18 protein-coding genes are annotated in these 20,130 nt (G+C 59.5%); 14 read left to right on the plus strand and 4 right to left on the minus strand.

Annotated elements, in window-relative coordinates; genetic code table 11:
• The first annotated feature begins 22 nt into the window (after positions 1–22).
• The 6 genes from QQF73_RS18765 (at position 23) to QQF73_RS18790 (ending at position 5,903) form a co-directional block, all read left to right on the plus strand.
• On the plus strand, positions 23–505 hold the full coding sequence (locus QQF73_RS18765) for a (2Fe-2S)-binding protein (protein WP_219865238.1): 483 nt from the start codon (positions 23–25) through the stop codon (positions 503–505).
• 1 nt (position 506) lies between these two features.
• Complete coding sequence (locus tag QQF73_RS18770) at positions 507–2,711, plus strand: xanthine dehydrogenase family protein molybdopterin-binding subunit (RefSeq protein WP_285369083.1); 2,205 nt, start codon at positions 507–509, stop codon at positions 2,709–2,711.
• Between the two features lie 229 nt (positions 2,712–2,940).
• Positions 2,941–3,567, plus strand: coding sequence for a methylthioribulose 1-phosphate dehydratase (locus tag QQF73_RS18775; RefSeq protein WP_285369084.1), 627 nt, complete (start codon positions 2,941–2,943; stop codon positions 3,565–3,567).
• Positions 3,564–4,124, plus strand: a complete 561-nt coding sequence (locus QQF73_RS18780) for a 1,2-dihydroxy-3-keto-5-methylthiopentene dioxygenase (RefSeq protein WP_285369085.1) — start codon at positions 3,564–3,566, stop codon at positions 4,122–4,124. Before QQF73_RS18775 ends, QQF73_RS18780 begins: the two co-directional genes overlap by 4 nt.
• Positions 4,121–4,813, plus strand: coding sequence for an acireductone synthase (gene mtnC, locus QQF73_RS18785; RefSeq protein ID WP_285369086.1), 693 nt, complete (start codon positions 4,121–4,123; stop codon positions 4,811–4,813). The genes QQF73_RS18780 and mtnC overlap by 4 nt, the downstream gene beginning before the upstream one ends.
• A 31-nt stretch (positions 4,814–4,844) precedes the next feature.
• On the plus strand, positions 4,845–5,903 hold the full coding sequence (locus tag QQF73_RS18790) for a DUF3080 domain-containing protein (protein ID WP_285369087.1): 1,059 nt from the start codon (positions 4,845–4,847) through the stop codon (positions 5,901–5,903).
• Between the two features lie 13 nt (positions 5,904–5,916).
• Here QQF73_RS18790 and tfpB read toward each other — a convergent pair whose 3' ends face one another.
• From tfpB to arsC, 4 genes are read right to left on the minus strand one after another with little or no spacing between them, the layout of a single operon-like run.
• Positions 5,917–7,734: a type IV pilus assembly ATPase TfpB gene (gene tfpB / locus QQF73_RS18795; protein WP_285369088.1), complete on the minus strand. Its 1,818-nt coding sequence runs from the start codon at positions 7,732–7,734 to the stop codon at positions 5,917–5,919.
• Between the two features lie 34 nt (positions 7,735–7,768).
• A complete protein-coding gene (locus QQF73_RS18800) occupies positions 7,769–8,128 on the minus strand; it encodes a DUF2069 domain-containing protein (RefSeq protein ID WP_285369089.1) in 360 nt (119 codons plus the stop codon).
• Between the two features lie 55 nt (positions 8,129–8,183).
• Positions 8,184–8,789 (minus strand): NAD(P)H:quinone oxidoreductase, encoded by a 606-nt coding sequence (gene wrbA / locus QQF73_RS18805; protein ID WP_219865246.1) that lies wholly within the window; start codon positions 8,787–8,789, stop codon positions 8,184–8,186.
• A 38-nt stretch (positions 8,790–8,827) separates the two neighbouring features.
• Positions 8,828–9,181, minus strand: a complete 354-nt coding sequence (gene arsC / locus QQF73_RS18810) for an arsenate reductase (glutaredoxin) (protein ID WP_219865247.1) — start codon at positions 9,179–9,181, stop codon at positions 8,828–8,830.
• Positions 9,182–9,253: 72 nt separating this feature from the next.
• Here arsC and QQF73_RS18815 point away from each other — a divergent pair, with 72 nt between their 5' ends.
• The 8 genes from QQF73_RS18815 (at position 9,254) to QQF73_RS18850 (ending at position 20,115) form a co-directional block, all read left to right on the plus strand.
• Positions 9,254–9,721 carry a TlpA family protein disulfide reductase gene (locus QQF73_RS18815; protein ID WP_416383185.1) on the plus strand — a complete coding sequence of 156 codons (468 nt, stop codon included), beginning with the start codon at positions 9,254–9,256 and terminating at the stop codon, positions 9,719–9,721.
• Between the two features lie 45 nt (positions 9,722–9,766).
• Positions 9,767–13,249, plus strand: a complete 3,483-nt coding sequence (gene dnaE / locus QQF73_RS18820; RefSeq protein ID WP_285369090.1) for a DNA polymerase III subunit alpha — start codon at positions 9,767–9,769, stop codon at positions 13,247–13,249.
• A 178-nt stretch (positions 13,250–13,427) separates the two neighbouring features.
• Positions 13,428–14,381: an acetyl-CoA carboxylase carboxyl transferase subunit alpha gene (gene accA, locus QQF73_RS18825; RefSeq protein ID WP_219865249.1), complete on the plus strand. Its 954-nt coding sequence runs from the start codon at positions 13,428–13,430 to the stop codon at positions 14,379–14,381.
• On the plus strand, positions 14,365–15,720 hold the full coding sequence (tilS, locus tag QQF73_RS18830; RefSeq protein ID WP_285369091.1) for a tRNA lysidine(34) synthetase TilS: 1,356 nt from the start codon (positions 14,365–14,367) through the stop codon (positions 15,718–15,720). Before accA ends, tilS begins: the two co-directional genes overlap by 17 nt.
• An 87-nt stretch (positions 15,721–15,807) precedes the next feature.
• On the plus strand, positions 15,808–17,436 hold the full coding sequence (gene pyrG / locus QQF73_RS18835; protein WP_285369092.1) for a CTP synthase: 1,629 nt from the start codon (positions 15,808–15,810) through the stop codon (positions 17,434–17,436).
• Between the two features lie 2 nt (positions 17,437–17,438).
• Positions 17,439–18,284, plus strand: coding sequence for a 3-deoxy-8-phosphooctulonate synthase (kdsA, locus tag QQF73_RS18840; protein WP_219865252.1), 846 nt, complete (start codon positions 17,439–17,441; stop codon positions 18,282–18,284).
• Positions 18,285–18,345: 61 nt separating this feature from the next.
• The gene (eno, locus tag QQF73_RS18845) at positions 18,346–19,641 is read left to right on the plus strand and encodes a phosphopyruvate hydratase (RefSeq protein ID WP_219865253.1); all 1,296 of its coding nucleotides are present in this window, start codon (positions 18,346–18,348) and stop codon (positions 19,639–19,641) included.
• Positions 19,642–19,842: 201 nt separating this feature from the next.
• On the plus strand, positions 19,843–20,115 hold the full coding sequence (locus QQF73_RS18850; protein WP_218637625.1) for a septum formation initiator family protein: 273 nt from the start codon (positions 19,843–19,845) through the stop codon (positions 20,113–20,115).
• Positions 20,116–20,130: the final 15 nt, after the last annotated feature.

A 20,130-nucleotide genomic window follows, 5' to 3' on the forward strand; every position in this document is an offset into this window, starting at 1 on the left:
GCACCACAGGGAGAGCAGGGGTATGGCGTTGAGCCTGACAGTCAATGGCGAGCAGCGTTCACTGGAAGTCGAGGGGGATACTCCTCTGTTGTGGGTCATCCGGGACGAACTCGGGCTCAAGGGCACCAAATTCGGGTGTGGTGCAGGCCTCTGCGGCGCCTGCACGGTCCATCTCGACGGACAGCCGGTGCGCTCCTGTTCTACGCCCGTGGAACTGGCGGCCGGTGGCGAGGTTACGACCATCGAAGGTTTGGGCGACCGGGAACGCCTGCACGCCTTGCAGGAGGCCTGGATCGAACACGGCGTGCCGCAGTGCGGTTACTGCCAGTCGGGCCAGATCATGAGCGCAGCCCACCTGCTGGCCACCAACGCCAGCCCATCCCGCGAGGACATCGTCGCAGCCATGACGGGCAACCTCTGCCGCTGCGGCACCTACTCGCGAATAGTTGCCGCCGTTGAGTCGGTTGCCAATGCCATGCCTTCCGAGCCAAAGGAGGGCGCGTAAAATGATCATGAACCGACGCGACTTTCTGAAAGTCAGTGCCGGCACGTCCGGCAGTCTGATGCTTTCGCTCTCATTGCCCGGCTGTTCCGGCGTCCAGACCGGATTCCAACCTGACACCGGTGAATGGAAACCGGATGCCTGGCTCGAGCTGACCCGGGACGATGAAATCTTCTTTACCCTTGCGCGAGTCGAGATGGGGCAAGGCACTTATACGGGTCTGACGACTCTGATTGCCGAGGAACTCGAAGTGGCGCCCGAGGCGATAACGCCAAAGTTTGCGCCGGCGGCACCGGAATACCGCAACCCTCTGTACAAACTTCAGCTTACGGGTGGCAGTACCAGCGTGGCCACCAGCTGGGAACCGTTGAGAGTCGCTGGGGCGTCGGCCCGGCAGATGCTGGTAATGGCCGCAGCCCGGGTCTGGAGGGTTGAGGCTGCCGACTGTTCCGTCCATGACGGGCACGTAGTGCACCCCAACGGAATCGACTCCATGCGCTTTGGCGAGCTGGTCGAGCTGGCGTCCAACGAGGTTATTCGCGGCGATGTCCGGCTCAAACCCCGCAGCGAGTGGAAGTACATCGGTATGCGGGGTGGCCGGCTGGACGCCGAAGCGAAATCCACGGGCACTGCCGAATATGGTATCGATATTGAGCTGCCCGGCATGCTCTACGCGGTGGTGACCCGCGCGCCTCGCTTTGGTGGTCGTGCCCGTTCCTTCAACGCGGAAGAAGTTCGGGTCATGCCCGGTGTCGTGGACGTGATCGAGATCGAACGTGGCGTAGCCGTGGTCGCAGACAAATACTGGCGTGCCCGGAAGGCCCAGGCGAAATTGAGCGTTGAATGGGATTTCTCGGAGGCACTGGCCTTATCTACCACCGAGGTGTTCGAGACCTATCGCAAAGCCGCAGACGAGGACCCGGGGGAATCCGAACGCAGCGAGGGCGATTTTGACGAGGCTGTAAAGTCAGCACCGACGGTGCTGGAAGCGGAATACGCCCAGCCCTACCTGGCTCACGCGACCCTGGAACCGATGAACGCGACGGCCTGGTACCGGGAAGACAGCCTGGAAATCTGGGCTCCGACCCAGGCGCCGGATCTCGGGCAGATTGCAGCCGCCCGGGCGACAGACCTTTCGCCGGATGACGTCACGATCAATACAACCTTCCTCGGGGGCGGATTTGGGCGCCGTCTGACCCAGGATTTCATCGAGGAAGCCGCTGCGGTCTCGTACCGGACAGGAAAACCGGTGAAAGTCATCTGGTCCCGTGAGGAAGACACTCGCCATGATCTCTATCGTCCGGCCATGTTGCATCGGATGAGGGCGTCGCTCTCGGGCGGGGAGCTGACTGGCTGGCACCACCAGGTTGTTGGCCCCCAGATTCTCGACTGGTATGTGCGCAATGCGGCTCCGGCCCAATACCCATGGGCCCCCAAATTCATGTATGACAGTCTCGGATCGATGGGTCTGATGCTGGAGGGCGTTGCCACGCCCAAGGATATGTCGGCCATTGAAGGCGCAGTCGACTACCCCTACGCGGTCAGCAATATCGAGATCCGCCACACCCATACCGACCCCGGCGTGCCGATTACCTGGTGGCGTTCGGTGGGCTTTTCCCACAATGGCTTCGCGGTTGAGACCTTCATGGACGAACTTGCCCATGAGGCCGGAGAGGATCCGTACCAGTTTCGCCGCCGGCTGCTGGCGTCCGAGCCCCGTCACCTTGAAGTGCTTGATCGTGCCGCCCGGCTGGCGGACTGGGATCAGCCGGTGCCCAAGGGGCGTGGTCGTGGAATCGCCCTGTTCCGGAGTTTCGGAACCTTTGTTGCGCAGGTCGTCGAGGCCGGGATTGAGGATGGCGCCATCCGCGTGCACCGGGTGTCTGCGGCCGTGGATTGCGGCCAGGTGGTCAATCCCAGAATTGTTGAGGACCAGATCGAAGGGGGAATTCTCTTTGGTCTGACCGCGGCGCTCTATGGCGAGATCACCCTGCAAGACGGTGAGGTCCAGCAAAGCAATTTCCATGACTACCGGTTGATGCGGCATTTCGAGCGGCCGGATGTAACGGTAGACATCGTCGACAGCGAGGCTGCGCCAACCGGTGTCGGTGAGCCCGGCGTTCCCCCGGTCATCCCGGCGCTTGGAAACGCACTATTTGCCCTGACTGGCGAACGCCAGCGCAGCCTGCCGTTGAAGGCCAGGGGCTGAGATGTCCGGCGAAGGCGCACCGGTCGCAACTCGGTCATTCGTGATGTCGCAACCTGGCTGAACAAGGGCGAGCGGAGCCGGCTCTGTACGATTGTTGGACCCTGGTGGGGCTCTTCGCCCAGGTCTGTTGACTCCTGGCGGCACGACATCATTTGCGGGCTGCTTCACCATCCCTATAATGTCGGCAAATGAACGCTTCCAAGGCGATTCGATTCCTGGGGGATTAGCCGTGTTTGATGTAACCCGATACGCCGCTGCGGCGGATGCCATTGTTGAAGCAGGGCGCTTCCTGTATCAGCGGGGCTGGTCGCCGGCCACGAGCAGCAACTATTCCGCGCGCATCGATGACCAGCACATCGCCATTACTGTATCCGGTCGGCACAAAGGTGAACTGGGCGCCGGCGACGTCATGGTGGTGGATCTGGACGGCCATCCGGTTCAGAGTGATTGCCGGTCTTCGGCGGAAACCCTCTTGCACACGGTGCTCTATGACGTGTTTCCCGACGTGGGCGCGGTGCTCCACACCCACTCTGTCAAAGCCACGGTGCTGAGCCGGCTGCTGCCTGCCGGTCAGCCTTTGGTGCTGGAAGGCTATGAGCTGCAAAAAGCGTTCAGTGGCGTGCAGAGCCACGAATCCGTTTTGTCCGTGCCGGTCTTCGACAACACCCAGGATATTGAGGCGCTTGCCAGGGATACCAAAGCCTGGTTCGCCGACCATCCGGATCAGCCCGGTTATCTGATACGCGGCCACGGCCTCTATACCTGGGGCAAAACCATGGCGGACTGCCTCCGCCATGTGGAAGCCTTTGAATTCCTGTTTGAATGTGAGCTTGAAACCATGAGGGTTCGCCCATGACTACCTTGAGTATTTTTAACCAGAGCCAACCAGAGACAGCGCACACAGTGACTGAACAGCCGTCGGAGATTCGTGACCTGCTGGCAAAGCAGGGCATTCGCTTCGAGCAGTGGCCGACCCGAGATTTGCCGGCGGACGCCTCCCAGGACGACATTCTGGAGGCTTATCAGGACGAGGTTGCCGCGCTGAAGGACGAGTGCGGTTTTCAGACCGCCGATGTGATCAGTCTGAATCCGGACAATCCGCAAAAGGACGCGTTTCGCCAGAAGTTTCTGGACGAGCATACCCACAGCGAGGACGAAGTCCGTTTCTTCGTCCGCGGGCAGGGGCTCTTTTACCTGCACCTCGGAGATCAGGTTTATGCGGTACTGTGCCAGAAAAATGACCTGATCAGTGTGCCGAACGGTACCCGGCACTGGTTCGACATGGGGCCGGAGCCCCGGTTCACCTGTATCCGTCTGTTCACCAATCCCGAAGGCTGGGTGGCGGACTTTACCGGTGAGGACATTGCAGGGCGCCTGCCGCGGTACGAAGCATTGGCGGGAGTTGCCGGATGATCCGGGTGGTCCTGACCGACATCGAGGGGACGACGAGCTCGATCTCCTTTGTGCACGACGTGCTGTTTCCCTACGCCAGTGAGCATCTCCCGGAATTCATACGGGCGCATCACGGAGACAGTCCGGTGGTGGCCGAACAGCTGGATGCGGTGGCGCAGAAGGCCGGCATTGATCGAGACGATATTGAGGCTCTGATCCAGACCCTGCAGGCCTGGATCAGAGAGGACCGCAAGGAAACCCCGTTGAAAACGCTCCAGGGCATGGTGTGGGAGCAGGGGTATCAGCAAGGCGAGATCAAGGGGCACATCTACGCTGATGCGGCCGACTACCTTCAGCGCTGGCATGATCGGGGTTTGCGTCTGTTCGTATATTCCTCTGGCTCGGTCAAAGCCCAGCAGCTGATTTTCGGGTTTACTGAGGCCGGTGACTTCACTCCGTATTTCTCCGGCTATTTCGATACCCGCATAGGTGGCAAGAAAGAGGCCGATTCCTATCGGGCGATCCTGGGCGAACTGGGTGTGGAGGCCAAGACGGTTTTGTTCCTGTCTGATGTCGAGGCGGAGCTTGAAGCGGCCGAGGCCGCCGGTATGAAAACAGCCTGGCTGGTTCGCGAGGGCGAACTGCCGGAAGCCGGTCGGTTCGTGGCCCGTGATTTCTCGGAGGTAGATACCCTTCTGCGCAAGCGGTAACTTTTCCCTTGGCAAGACTCAGGAGACGTTCATGCCCGGTGCCAGATGGATCAGGATTTTTGTTCCCGGCCTGTTCCTGGTCCTCCTGAGTGGATGCAACCCCTTCTCTGAGGCCCGCCCGATGATGGATGAGTACGTCGAGCGGGTCGCCCGGGTTCTGGAAACGGAGCCCGTATTCTCTGCCATTGAGACTCCCTCGCAAATACCCAGACGCCGCCACCGGGTTCTTCCCATGCCGGAACTGGATATGGGCATGCTGGATTTCCTGTCGTTGTATGGCTGCGAATTGCAGTTCGTGGTCGGCGAAAAGAATTCAGTCATGGGCAAGGTCATGCAGCCTTTGAACCGGCTGCGCTATGAACTGCGGTTTATCGAGGCGGCGCAAGACTGCTTGCCCGAAACCGACGATGAAGAACTGGTGGAAGCGCTGGAAAAGGCCATAGAAAGCAAACGCGAATCCCTGCCTATTGCGATCTGGAATGCCACCTGGGGGGTTGAGGAAGTCGAGACCCTGTTTACCCTCGCCAAAGGCTATTATCCCGTCTCCCCTGAGAACAATCCGGTGTCGGATCTGGCGCTTGATGCCAACGAACTGAAAAATGCGGTGGCGGCTCTGCGGTCGGGAACGCTTGATATGTCGCTCGAATTCGCCGGGTCTGTGCAGCAGCGGTGGCAGGCAGAGTACCGGGCCGGTCAGCTGATCAACAGCGCAGCCTTGCTGAAGACCCGACTTGATGATGCCACGGCTTTGATTCGGGGTCGGGTCAAGGGGCGTCCCCTGTGCCTGAACGGCAAACCGAATAATCAGTCCGAGATCGTTGAGGGCATGTTCTTCAGCGTCTACATCGAGAAAATTCAGCCGTATATGAGCGATGTGCGTCGTGCCAGGGTTGCCCTGATCGAGCCACTTGCCGCGTTGGCCCAAGAACAGCGGAGTGTCATGCCGTCAGCCTTTGAGACCTGGTATCAAAGGCATCTGTCCCAGGCTGCAGAGAGCAGCCTCTGGCGGGAACTTGATGGGGCCATGTCACGCCATACCCGGGCCTGGCAGAACCTTCTCGATCAGTGCGGGTTGCGGCCGGGTGCCTGAGGTCAGCTGATCATCACCGCTGGCTTTCCGGGGTGACCCGAAGAATCTCTTCAACGGTGGTCAGTCCTGCCGCAATTTTTTGGGCGCCGCTTAACCTCAAGGATTTCATGCCCTCCTTGTAGGCATCCAGTCGCAACTGTTCGAGTTCGCAGCGGTCGGTGATTTGTCGGGTCAGGCCATCCGACAGGCTCATGATCTCGTAGACGCCGGCCCGACCAAGATACCCGGTGTTCCGGCACTCCAGGCAGCCGACGGGCTGGTAGAACTGCTTGGGAATCGGAGCTTTCCAGGGCCGGGTCAGGGTCTGCCAGGCCTGCTCGTCGGCAGGGCCGGGCGTCTTGCAGTGCGGGCACAGGTTTCGGGTAAGGCGTTGGGCCATGACACCGAGAACGGTTGCGCGGATCAGGTAGGGAGGAATGCCAAGTTCCATCAGGCGGGTGATGGCACTGGGCGCATCGTTGGTGTGCAAGGTGGAAAGCACAAGGTGGCCAGTGAGTGCCGCCTGCACGGCCATCTCGGCGGTTTCCAGGTCGCGGATCTCCCCGATCATGATGATGTCTGGATCCTGACGCAACAGCGCCCGAACCCCTGCGGCAAAGGTAAGTTCAATGTTGTTCTGAACCTGCATCTGATTGAACGCCGGTTCCACCATCTCGATCGGGTCTTCAATGGTGCAGACATTCAGCTCCGGTGAGGCGACCTGCTTGAGTGTGGAGTAGAGCGTCGTGGTCTTGCCGGAGCCGGTGGGGCCGGTCACCAGGACAATGCCATGGGGATGGGAGGTAATCCTCTGCCAGCGCTCCCGGTCTTCCTTGCCGAACCCCAACTGCTCGTATGACTTCAGCAGCACGTCCGGGTCGAAGATCCGCATCACCATTTTCTCGCCAAAGGCGGTCGGCATGGTGGCAAGCCGCAGCTCCACTTCCCGGTTGTCGGGCTTTCGGGTCTTGATCCGGCCGTCCTGTGGGCGCCGTTTCTCGGCAACATTCAGGCGGCCCAGAATCTTCAGGCGGCTGGTAACCGCCACGCCAACGTGCTCCGGAAATTCATAGACGTTGTGCAGCACACCGTCGATCCGGAACCGTACCTGGGTAACGGCTCGGCGAGGTTCGATATGGATATCGGAAGCCCGTTGGTCAAAGGCATATTGGAGCAGCCAGTCGACGATTTTCACCACATGCTGATCGTTGGCATCGGGGTTTTCGCTGGTGCCAAGGTCCAGTAACTGTTCGAAATTCTGGTTGCCGCCGGTGCCGGAGGACTGGCTGCCCCCGGCCTTACTCACCGAGTTGGCCAGTTGATAGAATTCAACGGTGTAGCGCCGGATATCCTCGGGGTTGGCAACGACCCGTCGGATGTCTTTGCGCAGGGCCTGACGCAGATTGCCTTGCCAGTCACTTTTGAACGGTTCCGGGCTGGCCACCAACACCTCGTCCGGATGGATTTCCACCGCAAGAATCCCGTGGCGTTGGGCAAACGCGTAAGACATCACTTTGGCGATGGCGGGGGCGTCAATCCTGAGCGGATCGATGTGATAGTAGGGTTGTCCGGCCCAGTCGGCGAGCCATTGGGTGAGGCGGTCGAGGTCCAGCGCCCGGTCGGTTCTCTGGCTGGTCAGGGCTGCGATGGCAACCAGTTCCAGCGGATGGCGTTTTGCCGCCTGGCCTGTGCCCGTGGCCGCGCCAAGATTGGCTGTCAGAACCCGTTCGGCGTCGTCCTGGCTGATTTCCCCGCTGGTAACCAGCGCCGTGCACACGTCCCTCAGGGTCAGTGTGCTGTGCGCGGGTACCGTTGGTGTTCGTGCGCTTTCAGGCGTACTGGTGTCAGACATGGGGTCTCGTTGTCGGGCTCATTGTCAGGGTGGATCAGCTTGCGACCGGCCGGTTCACTTTCAGGTGTACCATGGCCGTCGTAAACAGCAGAAAAGTAAGCACGGTCAGCAGCATCGGCCCGGCCGCCCCCTCGCTCAACCAGGCGGAAACCACCGCCTGGGTGAAGTAGAAAATGACCACGAACGCCAACCAGATGTAACCCCGGTTGTGGCCACGGAACACCGGTACCGCGAAAGCCAGTAATGGCAACAGTTTAACCGTCAGCATGAGCGGAACTGAGACACCCTCCACAGGGGTGGGATAAAAGGTGGTGACCAGCAGCGTTGCCAGCACTCCCAAGTACAGCAGGATAGTCAGCCGGGCTGTGTTCCGGGCTTTCGGATTGTGAAGCATAGCGTGATTCCAGAAAGAGTATACAAGTGCATTACGTCAGGCGGGGCCTGGTGTATCAGGCTGCCAGCTTGAGTGCAAAACTCGCCAGGCGCTCGCCCAGCGCCTGGCATAACGCCTTTTCATGGGGGCTTACGGGTAATTGCTCCCCGGTGCCCGCCCAGTGGCTGGGACCGTATGGTGTGCCCCCCGTCTCTGTTTCGCCCAGCGCCTTTTCGGTATAGGGCAGGCCGCACAGCACCATACCGTGGTGCAACAGCGGAATCATCATGGTCAGCAGGGTGCTTTCCTGGCCGCCGTGAAGGCTTCCCGTCGAGGTGAAGGCACCGGCGGGTTTGCCGGACAGCGCACCGCTGAGCCAGAGATCACCGGTGGTGTCCAGGAAATGCTTCAGAGGTGCTGCCATGTTGCCGAAACGGGTCGGGCTGCCGAGGGCCAGTCCGGCACAGTTGGCGAGGTCCGATTTACTGGCGTATGGTGCGCCACTGTCCGGAACCGGTGGAAGCGACGCCTCCGTCTCCGGTGAAACCGGTGGGACGGTGCGTACGCGGGCGTCGACCCCAGAGACCCGGGCCACACCCCGACCGATCTGGTTTGCCAGTTCGGCAGTCTGGCCGTTCCGGCTGTAATACAGGATCAGGATATAGGGTGCCTGTTCGGCCATTGCGTGTTCCTTCGATCAACGGTGGGTTCTGGAGCGTGTTACAGGATTGACAGCACGTTTTCCGGCGGTCGACCTACCGCAACCTTGCCATTCGCGATTACAATGGGCCGCTCAATCAGTTTTGGGTGGGCCACCATGGCCGCAATCAGCTGGTCACGGCTGAGATCGGGGTTGTCCAGTCCGAGTTCCTTGTATTCCTTCTCCTTGGTGCGCATCAGTGCCCGGGGCTCGGCATCAAGCGCTGCCAGAATGTCGGCCAGCTCGTGCTCTGTCGGCGGCGTCTCCAAGTAGCGTATAATTTCCGGTTCAATTCCCCGATCTGTAAGCAGTTCAAGGGCTTGTCGGGATTTTGAACACCGAGGGTTGTGGAAAATCCGGGTTGGTTCTGTCATCTTCGAGCCTGATTGTCTGTCTGGATGGATACCGCAGTTTGAGTGGTCCGTAGTCTAACAGGAGGTTTTCTCGTGCAGTACCCTGCAAACCGGAGGTTTCTCCACTGGATGGCCCGCTTCGGGTTATTCGTTCTGATTCTGGTGTCCGCCGGTTGTGAGAAAATCGAGCTGGAGCGCGCTGGCGGCCCCAAACTGAACTGGGACCAGCTCCGTGGTCAGTGGGTCCTGGTCAATTACTGGGCGGAATGGTGCAAGCCCTGCCTGGAAGAAATTCCTGAACTCAATGAGCTGGACAAGGCACCCGATATTGCCGTGCTGGGTGTGAATTTTGATGGTATCTCGGGCGTAGAGCTGGAAGAGTTGGGCGAACGCATGGGCATCGAGTTCACCATGCTGGCGGAAGACCCGGGCCATAAATTTGGTTGGCAGACGCCCGTTGCCTTGCCGGCGACGTTTGTTGTCAATCCCGATGGGGATTTGCTCGAGGCCCGTTTTGGGCCCCAGACAGAAGCAGACATCAGAGCCCTGATAGGCGGTTAAGAGCCGGGGCCGAACAGAAATTACCAGCAGGAATTGCCTGACATTATGGCGCAGACTTTTGTACACCTTCGCGTACATTCCGAATATTCAATGGTTGACGGACTGGTGCGGGTCAAACCCCTTATCGGCCGGGTCGCCGAGCTTGGCATGCCCGCCGTCGGACTCACCGAGCAGTCCAACATGTGTTCGCTGGTTCGCTTCTACAAGGCGGCGACCGGTGCCGGAGTGAAGCCAATCATCGGTGCCGATCTGTGGCTGGAAAATCCGGATGAGCCGGACAACCCGTTCCGGCTGACCCTGCTGGCCCGGAATAACGATGGCTACCTGAATCTGACCGAAATCATCTCCCTGGGCTATACCGAGGGGCAGCGATTCGGCAAGCCAATTATCCAGCGCAAATGGCTGGAAGAGCGACCTGCCGGCCTGATCATGCTGTCCGGGGCGAAGCTTGGTGATATCGGTAAGGCCCTGCTGGCGGACAAGCCAGAGCTCGCTCGCGAGCGAGCGGCCTACTGGATGAACCTGTATCCGGATGCCTGTTACCTGGAGCTCCAGCGAACCGGGCGGGCCGGGGACGAAGACTGCCTGCATCTGAGTGTCGGGCTGGCCCAGGAACTGGGGTTGCCGGTGGTGGCCACCAACGACGTGCATTTCCTCGATGCCGAAGACTTTGAAGCGCACGAGGCCAGGGTCTGCATCGGTGAAAGCCGGACCCTTGACGATCCGCGCCGTGATCGGCGGTTCAGCGACCAGCAGTACCTGCGCAGTGCCGAGGAGATGATTGAGCTGTTTTCCGATATTCCGGAGGCGGTGGAAAACACGGTGGAGATTGCCCGCCGGTGTTCCGTGAAGGTTCGGATGGGTGAGTATTTCCTGCCGAACTATCCGATCCCCGATGGCATGACCATGGACGACTATTTCCGCAAGGTGTCCGAGGAAGGGCTCGAGGAGCGGCTGGCCAAGACGCTGAGCAAGGATGACCCGGAGTATGATGCCAAGCGGGCTGCCTATTACAAACGCCTGAACTTTGAGCTGGACATCATCATCCAGATGGGGTTCCCGGGCTACTTCCTGATCGTGATGGACTTCATCAAGTGGGCCAAGAACAACGGCGTGCCGGTGGGGCCGGGGCGGGGGTCCGGTGCCGGCTCCCTGGTCGCCTACGCCCAGCTGATTACCGATCTCGATCCGCTTGAATACGATCTGCTGTTCGAGCGTTTCCTGAATCCGGAGCGGGTCTCCATGCCCGACTTCGACGTCGATTTTTGCATGGAAGGCCGTGACCGGGTCATCGAGTACACCGCACAGAAATACGGCCGGGAGGCGGTCTCCCAGATCATCACCTTCGGTACCATGGCGGCCAAGGCGGTGGTGCGGGATGTGGCCCGGGTTCAGGGCAAGTCATACGGTCTGGCGGACAAGCTCTCGAAGCTGATCCCGTTCGAAGTGGGTATGACGCTTGAAAAGGCGATTGAGCAGGAACCCCAGCTCAAGGACTTCCTCGAGCAGGACGAGGAAGCCCAGGAAATCTGGGAGATGGCGCTCAAACTCGAGGGTGTGTGCCGGAATGCCGGTAAGCACGCCGGGGGCGTGGTGATCGCGCCCACCAAGATCACCGACTTTTCACCGCTTTATTGCGATGACGAGGGCGGCAGCCTCGTGACCCAGTTCGATAAGGGTGACGTGGAAGACGCGGGTCTGGTCAAATTCGACTTTCTGGGGCTGCGGACGCTCACCATCATCAAGTGGGCCCTGAACATGATCAACCCGCGCCGGCAACAGCGTGGTGAGTCGGAGCTGGATATCAACGAGATTCCGCTCGATGATGTGCCCTCGTTCGACATGCTCAAGAAGGCCGAAACCACTGCGGTGTTCCAGCTCGAATCCAGGGGCATGAAGGATCTGATTCGACGGCTTCAGCCCGATTCCCTGGAAGACATGATCGCCCTGGTGGCCTTGTTCCGCCCGGGGCCACTGCAATCCGGTATGGTTGATGACTTTATTGACCGTAAGCATGGCCGTCAGCCCATGTCTTTCCCGCACCCCGACTATCAGTATGAAGGCCTGAAACCGGTTCTGGAGCCCACGTACGGGGTCATCCTTTACCAGGAGCAGGTCATGCAGATCGCCCAGGTCATGGCCGGGTACACTCTCGGTAACGCCGACATGCTGCGCCGGGCCATGGGTAAGAAAAAGCCCGAGGAGATGGCCAAGCAGAAGCAGTTCTTCCTGGACGGCTGTGAGCAGAATGGCATTGACAAGACCCTGGCAGAAAACATCTTCGACCTGGTGGAGAAGTTTGCCGGTTACGGCTTCAACAAGTCCCACTCTGCCGCCTACGCACTGGTGTCCTACCAGACCCTGTGGCTGAAAGCCCATTACCCGGCCGAATTCATGGCTGCGGTACTCACTGCCGATATGCAGAACACCGACAAGGTGGTCACGCTGGTGGAAGAGTGCCGGAACATGAAACTGGACCTGTTGGTGCCCGACGTCAGCCGTTCGGAATACACCTTCACGGTCAACGAAGAAGGTCAGATTGTGTACGGCCTCGGGGCAATCAAGGGGCTGGGTGAGGGCCCGATCCAGAGCATCGTCGAAGGGCGCGGCGACGGGGAACCGTACGAGGATATTTTCGATTTCTGCCGTCGGGTCGACCTGAGAAAGGTCAACAAGCGCGCCATGGAAGCGCTGATCCGGTCCGGTGCGATGGACAAGTTCGGTGCCGGTCGGGCCCAACTGATGGCGAGTATCGACAAGGCCGTCCAACAGGCTGATCAACAATCCCGGAACGAATCTGTGGGCATGATGGATATGTTCGGGGAAATGCTTGAAGGCGGTGAGGGCGGTGATCCCTACGCCGATGTCGCAGATGTCCGAGAGTGGCCGGAGAAGCAGCGTTTGAAAGGGGAGAAGGATACTCTCGGTCTGTACCTGACGGGCCATCCTTTTGATGAGTACGAGAAGGAAGTACGCCGTTTCGTGCGCTCGTCCATTGCCGATCTGAAGCCGAGCAAGGCACCGCAGCGGGTGGCCGGTCTGGTGGTCGCCCAGCGAACCATGAAAACACGGACCGGTTCTACCATGTGCTTCATAACCCTTGATGATCGCAGCGCCCGTATCGAGGCCACGCTGTTCTCGGAAGCCTTTTTCGAGAACCGGGAACTGTTGCAGTCGGATCAGGTGATTGTGGTCGAGGGGCAGGTCAGCCATGACGACTATTCCGGCCAGATGAAAATGCGGGTGAGTTCCGTGATGGACGTTGGAACCGCGCGCCAGCAGTTCAGTCGGGGGCTGAAACTGGCTCTGCGATCGGACCAGCTGCAGAACGGACTGCTCGAAAAGCTGGACAACACCCTCCGTCCCTTCCGGTGCGAGGGGAGTCCGGTCTGGATCGAGTACTCCAGCGCTGAGGCCCAAACTCGCATTGAACTGGGCGAATCCTGGCGGGTACAGCCTGACGACAACCTTCTGCTGGAGCTTCGGTACCTCGTGGGCGACCAGTCCGTAGAACTGGTCTATGATTAGATCAGTCCGGCAAGGTTCTGGGCGCAAATACGGCTGACATATTGAAAAATTAAGCTTTTGTCAGAAAGTGGACTCATACCAAGGTCCGCTTTAGCCGTGTTGCTGGCGCTGCTATCTTTGTCCCAAATTCTGGTTTGGCGGAGTGTTTCTCCACCTGGCAATCAAATGATGGAACATCATGAACCCTAATTATCTGGATTTCGAGCAACCCATTGCTGACCTGGAAGCCAAGATTGAAGAGCTTCGCATGGTCGGTAACGACACCGATATTAATATCACCGACGAGATTTCCCGGCTCAAGAAGAAGAGCGTCAGCCTGACTGAAAGCATCTTCTCGAATCTCAAACCCTGGGACGTTGCCCGTCTGGCCCGTCATCCTCGCAGACCCTACACTCTCGATTACATTGAATCGATTTTTGAGGATTTCGACGAACTGCACGGCGACCGCCGGTACGCGGACGACCAAGCCATTGTGGGCGGGACTGCGCGTCTGAATAACAAGCCGGTGATGATCATCGGTCATCAGAAAGGCCGCGAAGTAAGGGACAAGGTCAAGCGCAACTTCGGCATGCCCCGCCCGGAAGGCTATCGCAAAGCCTTGCGTCTGATGGAAATGGCGGAACGTTTCAAAATGCCGATCCTCACGTTTATCGACACTCCGGGTGCCTATCCGGGGATCGGTGCCGAGGAGCGTGGCCAGAGTGAAGCCATCGCGTTCAACCTCGCCGTGATGTCCAGACTGAAAACCCCGATCATTTCCACGGTGATCGGCGAGGGCGGTTCCGGTGGTGCCCTGGCGATTGGCGTTTGCGACCAGTTGAACATGCTTCAATACTCCACCTACGCGGTTATCTCCCCGGAAGGCTGCGCCTCCATCCTCTGGAAGAGCGCTGAGTTTGCGGCCCAGGCCGCAGAGGCCATGGGGGTCACGGCGGACCGCCTCAAGGACCTCGGGCTCGCGGACAATGTCATCCAGGAGCCTCTGGGCGGCGCCCACCGCAATCCGGAGGAGATGTCGGAATCCCTGAAAGAGATCCTGGCCAATGGTGTGGCGGAACTCAGCCGCTTGCCGACGGATGAGCTGGTAGCCCGTCGCTATGAGCGACTGACCCGCTATGACAACGGGCGCTGAGCCCGATCACGGCTTTGCCTGGCCGGATGTGCTGTGCGCGCCGGTCAGGTCGCTCCCCGAGCATTCCCGCTTATGGGTCGCCCTGAGTGGCGGCCTGGACTCCGTCCTGCTCCTGCATTTGGCGGCTTTCTGTCATCGCTCCCGCGTTGATGTCCACGCTATCCATGTAAACCACCAGCTTCAGCCCAACGCCAACGAAACCGAGGCCTTTTGTCGTACCCAGTGCGCTGCCCTGGGTATCCCTCTGGTCGTCCGTCGGGTTTCGGTCAACATCGGACAGGCTGGCGGTAATCTGGGTGGGGTGGAAGAGGCTGCCAGGGAGGCCCGCTACGCGGTGTTTGAGGAAATTCTCGGGCCCGGCGACCTTCTGCTTTTGGCCCATCATGCGGACGATCAGGTGGAAACGGTTCTGTTCCGCCTGATCCGGGGTAGTGGAGTGGCGGGTCTGGCCGGCATGCCCCGCGCTCGTCCGCTGGCGGCGGGGCAGCTTGTGCGGCCACTGCTGGAACTGGAGCGGGCGGAGCTTGAGCACTGGGCGCGGGAAGCCGGGATTGAGTGGGTAGAGGATCCAAGTAATGCCGATCAGGGATATGACCGCAATTACCTGCGGCATACCATTATCCCGGGTCTGAAAGCGCGCTGGCCCGGTCTCGCGCGGCGTGTTAGGCACAGTGCCGGTGCCTGTGCCGACAGTGAATTTCTGAACGAACGCCTGGCAGAGCGGCAATGGACTGAATGCTCGAAAGGGTCGAGGGCGTTGTCTGTGCCTGCCTTGCAGGCGCTTACGGTAGTGGAGCAGAAAAACCTTGTGCGTTGGTGGGCCCGGAAGCGGGGATTCCGTCCGCCGGTGGTTTCGGACTGGAGCCAGGTCATGCACGACTTGCTTGAGGCCGCCGAGGACCGGGAGCCGGAGCTGCGTGAAGAAGGGTTTCGTCTGCGCCGGTTTCAGGGATGGATTCATCTGGTCCCGGAGCAACCCGAGGTGCCCGTGTCGCCGGTCACGCTGTTGCCGGGTGAGCCGTTGCACTGGGCTTACTGGACGCTCACGCTTGAGTCGGTGGCTAACCCGGAAAGTCCGTCCAGGCCAATAAGGGTATCTACGAGGCAGGGAGGGGAGCGCGTGCGATTCCGTCCTGAAGGATCGTCGAAATCACTGAAAAACTGGTTTCAGGAACAGGCGGTGCCGCCCTGGGAAAGAGCCTGTCTCCCGTTGGTTTTTGCGGGCTCCGGAGACGCCGGCGAGCTGATTGCCATTGGCGATTTGTGGTGTTCTGAACAATACTCGGGAGGCGCTCCTGCCGCCGGTTGGCGGCTTGTTGTGAGGCGGGAATGTGATTGAGTCAGATGGGGGTTTCTGGTAGTCTGGCGTCCCATCTTGAGATGACAATCTCCCTCCTTCACCGAACCAGACAAGCATGGAATCTGCATGACGCGTTATATTTTCGTCACCGGCGGTGTCGTGTCCTCCTTGGGGAAAGGTATCGCATCCGCCTCTCTGGCAGCGATCCTCGAGGCACGCGGCCTGAAGGTCACTATTCTCAAGCTGGACCCGTACATCAACGTGGACCCCGGCACCATGAGCCCGTTCCAGCACGGTGAGGTTTTTGTCACCGAAGACGGCGCGGAAACCGATCTCGACCTGGGCCACTACGAGCGGTTCATCCGCACGCCAATGAGCCGTCGGAACAACTTCACCACCGGCCGTGTATACGAAGAAGTCATTCGTAAGGAGCGCCGTGGTGATTACCTGGGCGGCACGGTTCAGGTTATTCCGCACATCACTGACGAAATCAAGCGTCGCGTCGTTGAAGGTGCAGCCGGTGCTGATGTGGCAATGATCGAAATTGGCGGCACGGTGGGTGATATTGAGTCACTGCCATTCCTCGAGGCCTGCCGGCAACTGAAGGTTGAGGTTGGTCCGCAGCGTGCGCTGTTCATGCATCTGACCTTGGTTCCGTACATCGCCACTGCGGGCGAGATCAAGACCAAGCCGACCCAGCATTCTGTGAAGGAAATGCGCTCCATCGGCCTCCAGCCGGACATTCTGCTGTGCCGTTCCGAGCACGAAGTGGACGCCAGCTCCCGCCGCAAGATTGCACTCTTCACCAACGTTGAAGAACGCGCAGTCATTCCGCTCCAGGATGCCAAGTCAATCTATGCCATTCCGCGCACCCTCCACGAGCATGGTCTGGATCAGCTGGTGATTGAGCGCTTCGGTCTGGATGCGCGTCCGGCCGACCTGCGTGAATGGGACGAGGTGGTCGAGTCTCTGATGAATCCCGAGGCCGAAATCACCGTGGCCATGGTTGGCAAGTACATGGAACTGCTGGACGCTTACAAGTCGCTGATCGAGTCCCTGCTTCACGCGGGAATCAAGACCCGCACCAAGGTCAATATCAATTACATCGACTCGGAAGATATTGAACGTGACGGCACCGGCGCCCTGGAGAAAGCTGACGCGATCCTGGTACCCGGCGGCTTCGGAGAGCGCGGTGTTGAAGGCAAGATTCGCACAGTACAGTACGCCCGTGAGAACAAGGTTCCCTACCTGGGTATCTGTCTGGGCATGCAGGTGGCGGTTATCGAGTACGCCCGGAACGTGGCCGGTCTGAAAGATGCCCACAGCACCGAGTTCCGTGAACACACGCCGGAACCGGTGGTTGGTCTGATTACCGAATGGCTCGATGCCAGCGGTGAGAAAGAAGAGCGTACCGAAGAATCCGATCTTGGCGGCACCATGCGTCTGGGCGCCCAGGACTGTGTGTTGACCGAAGGCACCACCATTGCCAACTGCTATGGCCGGAAAACGATCCGCGAACGCCATCGTCACCGCTATGAGGTGAACAACCACTTCCTGCCGAAACTGGAAGAGGCCGGTCTCAAGATCTCCGGTCGCTCCTCGGATGGCAAGCTTGTGGAAGTGGTTGAAGCTGGTGATCACCCGTGGTTCGTCGCTTGCCAGTTCCATCCGGAATTCACCTCGACACCGCGTGACGGGCATCCGTTGTTCAAGGGCTTTGTTGAAGCCGCCCTGGCGCGCAAGAAGGGGGTCTGATCATGGCGCGGAGCACCGTTAGCGTTTCGGGCATCGAGGTGGCCAACGACAAGCCGTTTGTACTGTTCGGTGGCATGAATGTCCTGGAATCCCGAGAGCTGGCGTTCGAGGTTGCCGAGGCCTACGTCGAGGTGTGCCGGAAACTGGGCATTCCCTACGTTTTCAAGGCGTCCTTCGACAAGGCCAACCGCTCATCCGTGCATTCCTTCCGGGGCCCGGGTCTGGAGCAAGGGCTTCAGATCCTGGCCGATATCAAAAGCAAGTTCGGTGTGCCCATCATTTCTGACGTGCACGAACCCGAGCAGGCCGCGCCAGCCGCGGAAGTCTGTGATGTCATCCAGCTCCCGGCCTTTCTGAGCCGCCAGACCGACCTGGTAGTCGCCATGGCCGAAACCGGCGCGGTGATCAACATCAAGAAGGCCCAGTTCCTGGCACCCCAGGAAATGAAACACATCATCAGTAAGTGCGAGGAAGCCGGTAACGACAAGGTGATCCTTTGTGAGCGTGGCACCAGCTTCGGGTACAACAACCTGGTAGTGGATATGCTCGGCTTCGGGATCATGAAAGCAATGGACGTGCCGGTGATGTTCGACGTGACCCACTCCCTGCAGATGCCTGGCGGTCGCGCCGATTCTGCCGGCGGACGTCGTGCCCAGGTTACCGATCTGGCGCTTGCGGGCATGTCCCAGGGGCTCGCTGGCCTGTTTCTGGAGGCTCATCCGGACCCGGATAAGGCCAGGTGCGATGGCCCGTGTGCCCTGCGCCTGAGCCAGCTGGAACCCTTCCTGGCGCGCGTGAAAGCCGTCGATGATCTTGTAAAAAGCTTTAAACCTATCGACACCGCCTGATTGGCGGTGTTCTTCGTTTCGTTACCCTTTGACTACTTGAATACTTTGGAGATCCATCACAATGACCAAGATTGCCAACATCAAGGCTCGCGAGGTTCTCGACTCCCGCGGTAACCCGACTGTTGAAGCCGATGTCCTCCTTGAAGACGGCACCCTGGGCCGGGCCTGCGCGCCTTCCGGCGCGTCTACCGGTTCCCGCGAGGCTCTGGAGCTGCGTGATCAGGATGCGTCCCGCTATCTGGGCAAGGGGGTGCGCAAGGCCGTCGAGGCTGTGAACGGGAAGATCCGTGAGGCACTGTTGGGCAAGGATGCGGCCGATCAGCGCGCTCTGGACAGCCTGATGCTGCAACTGGACGGCACCGACAACAAGGCCAATCTGGGCGCCAACGCCATTCTGGCGGTGTCCCTGGCGGCCGCCAAGGCTGCCGCCGAGTCCCTGGGCAAGCCATTGTATGCCCACATTGCAGACCTGAACGGCACCTCTGGCCAGTTCAGCATGCCGGTGCCGATGATGAATATCCTCAATGGTGGTGAGCACGCCGACAACAACGTTGATATCCAGGAGTTCATGGTTCAGCCGGTCGCCGCCAAGAGCTTCGCCGAAGCCCTGCGTATTGGCGCGGAGATCTTCCACAGCCTGAAGAAAGTACTGAAGGCCCAGGGCCTGAACACGGCCGTTGGTGACGAGGGCGGCTTTGCGCCGAACCTGCCGTCCAACGAAGCGGCGCTGGCCGTTATCAAGGAAGCGGTTGAAAAGGCCGGCTACACCCTTGGGACCGACGTCACCCTGGCGCTGGATTGTGCCTCCTCGGAATTCTACAAGGACGGCCAGTATCAGCTGTCTGGTGAGGGCAAGAGCTTTGATTCCGAAGGTTTTGCCGACTATCTGGCAGGCCTGTGCGAGCGTTACCCCATTGTCTCCATCGAAGATGGCATGGACGAGAGTGACTGGGACGGCTGGAAAGTGCTGACCGAGAAGCTGGGGAGCAAGGTCCAACTGGTGGGTGATGATCTGTTCGTGACCAACACCCGGATCCTGAAGCAGGGTATCGATAAGGGTGTTGGCAACTCCATCCTGATCAAGTTCAACCAGATCGGAAGCCTGAGTGAGACCCTCGACGCCATCAAGATGGCCCAGGACGCCGGCTATACTGCCGTCATCTCCCATCGCTCCGGCGAAACCGAGGACACCACCATTGCCGATCTGGCGGTGGCAACCTGCGCCGGCCAGATCAAAACCGGTTCCCTCTGTCGTTCGGATCGCGTTGCCAAGTACAACCAACTGCTGCGCATTGAAGAAGCCCTGGATGGCAAGGCACCCTACCGAGGTTTGAGCGAAATCAAAGGTCAGGGCTGACTCCAATCCTTCCATTTTGATCCACGATCCTTATGATTGTGGTCCCAGAAGTGTTAAGGCCATCGTATTCTGAGCATTAGTTCAGTTACGATGGCCTTTTTACACAAGCGCTTAGAAGAATTTGTTGCTAATCTACTCTAAGGTCTATACTCGACGAACGGTGTCGAAATTTTGATCGGATAATTCTGGACGGAACCGGCAATGAAGTTGCTCTGGACCACAATGGTTGTTCTGATACTCCTGCTGCAGGTTCGCCTGTGGGTCGGGGAGGGCAGCTTTGCGCAGGTCTGGGCGCTTGAGCAGTCGATCGCGGAACAGCGGGCGGAGAATGCTGAGCTGGCCACCCGCAACGAGCGCCTTTATGCCGAGGTCCGGAATCTTCGCGGAGAGCGCGGCGCCGTGGAAGAGCGAGCCAGAATGAACCTGGGGTTGATTCGCGAGGATGAAACGTTTTTTCTCGTTGTAGAGAATTAAGGTTCAGGTTTCGAG

Origin of the sequence: Marinobacter albus (assembly GCF_030238305.1) — a bacterium.
In the GTDB taxonomy this organism is placed as follows: domain Bacteria; phylum Pseudomonadota; class Gammaproteobacteria; order Pseudomonadales; family Oleiphilaceae; genus Marinobacter; species Marinobacter albus.

What these genes read in the sequence shown, in the direction of transcription:
- arsC (WP_219865247.1), bottom strand. Translation starts at nt 9,181, where the DNA reads ATGACAGAACCAACCCGGATTTTCCACAACCCTCGGTGTTCAAAATCC.
- accA (WP_219865249.1), top strand. Translation starts at nt 13,428, where the DNA reads ATGAACCCTAATTATCTGGATTTCGAGCAACCCATTGCTGACCTGGAA.
- tilS (WP_285369091.1), top strand. Translation starts at nt 14,365, where the DNA reads ATGACAACGGGCGCTGAGCCCGATCACGGCTTTGCCTGGCCGGATGTG.
- pyrG (WP_285369092.1), top strand. Translation starts at nt 15,808, where the DNA reads ATGACGCGTTATATTTTCGTCACCGGCGGTGTCGTGTCCTCCTTGGGG.
- mtnC (WP_285369086.1), top strand. Translation starts at nt 4,121, where the DNA reads ATGATCCGGGTGGTCCTGACCGACATCGAGGGGACGACGAGCTCGATC.
- dnaE (WP_285369090.1), top strand. Translation starts at nt 9,767, where the DNA reads ATGGCGCAGACTTTTGTACACCTTCGCGTACATTCCGAATATTCAATG.
- wrbA (WP_219865246.1), bottom strand. Translation starts at nt 8,789, where the DNA reads ATGGCCGAACAGGCACCCTATATCCTGATCCTGTATTACAGCCGGAAC.
- QQF73_RS18790 (WP_285369087.1), top strand. Translation starts at nt 4,845, where the DNA reads ATGCCCGGTGCCAGATGGATCAGGATTTTTGTTCCCGGCCTGTTCCTG.
- tfpB (WP_285369088.1), bottom strand. Translation starts at nt 7,734, where the DNA reads ATGTCTGACACCAGTACGCCTGAAAGCGCACGAACACCAACGGTACCC.
- QQF73_RS18850 (WP_218637625.1), top strand. Translation starts at nt 19,843, where the DNA reads ATGAAGTTGCTCTGGACCACAATGGTTGTTCTGATACTCCTGCTGCAG.
- eno (WP_219865253.1), top strand. Translation starts at nt 18,346, where the DNA reads ATGACCAAGATTGCCAACATCAAGGCTCGCGAGGTTCTCGACTCCCGC.
- QQF73_RS18765 (WP_219865238.1), top strand. Translation starts at nt 23, where the DNA reads ATGGCGTTGAGCCTGACAGTCAATGGCGAGCAGCGTTCACTGGAAGTC.
- QQF73_RS18770 (WP_285369083.1), top strand. Translation starts at nt 507, where the DNA reads ATGATCATGAACCGACGCGACTTTCTGAAAGTCAGTGCCGGCACGTCC.
- kdsA (WP_219865252.1), top strand. Translation starts at nt 17,439, where the DNA reads ATGGCGCGGAGCACCGTTAGCGTTTCGGGCATCGAGGTGGCCAACGAC.
- QQF73_RS18800 (WP_285369089.1), bottom strand. Translation starts at nt 8,128, where the DNA reads ATGCTTCACAATCCGAAAGCCCGGAACACAGCCCGGCTGACTATCCTG.
- QQF73_RS18780 (WP_285369085.1), top strand. Translation starts at nt 3,564, where the DNA reads ATGACTACCTTGAGTATTTTTAACCAGAGCCAACCAGAGACAGCGCAC.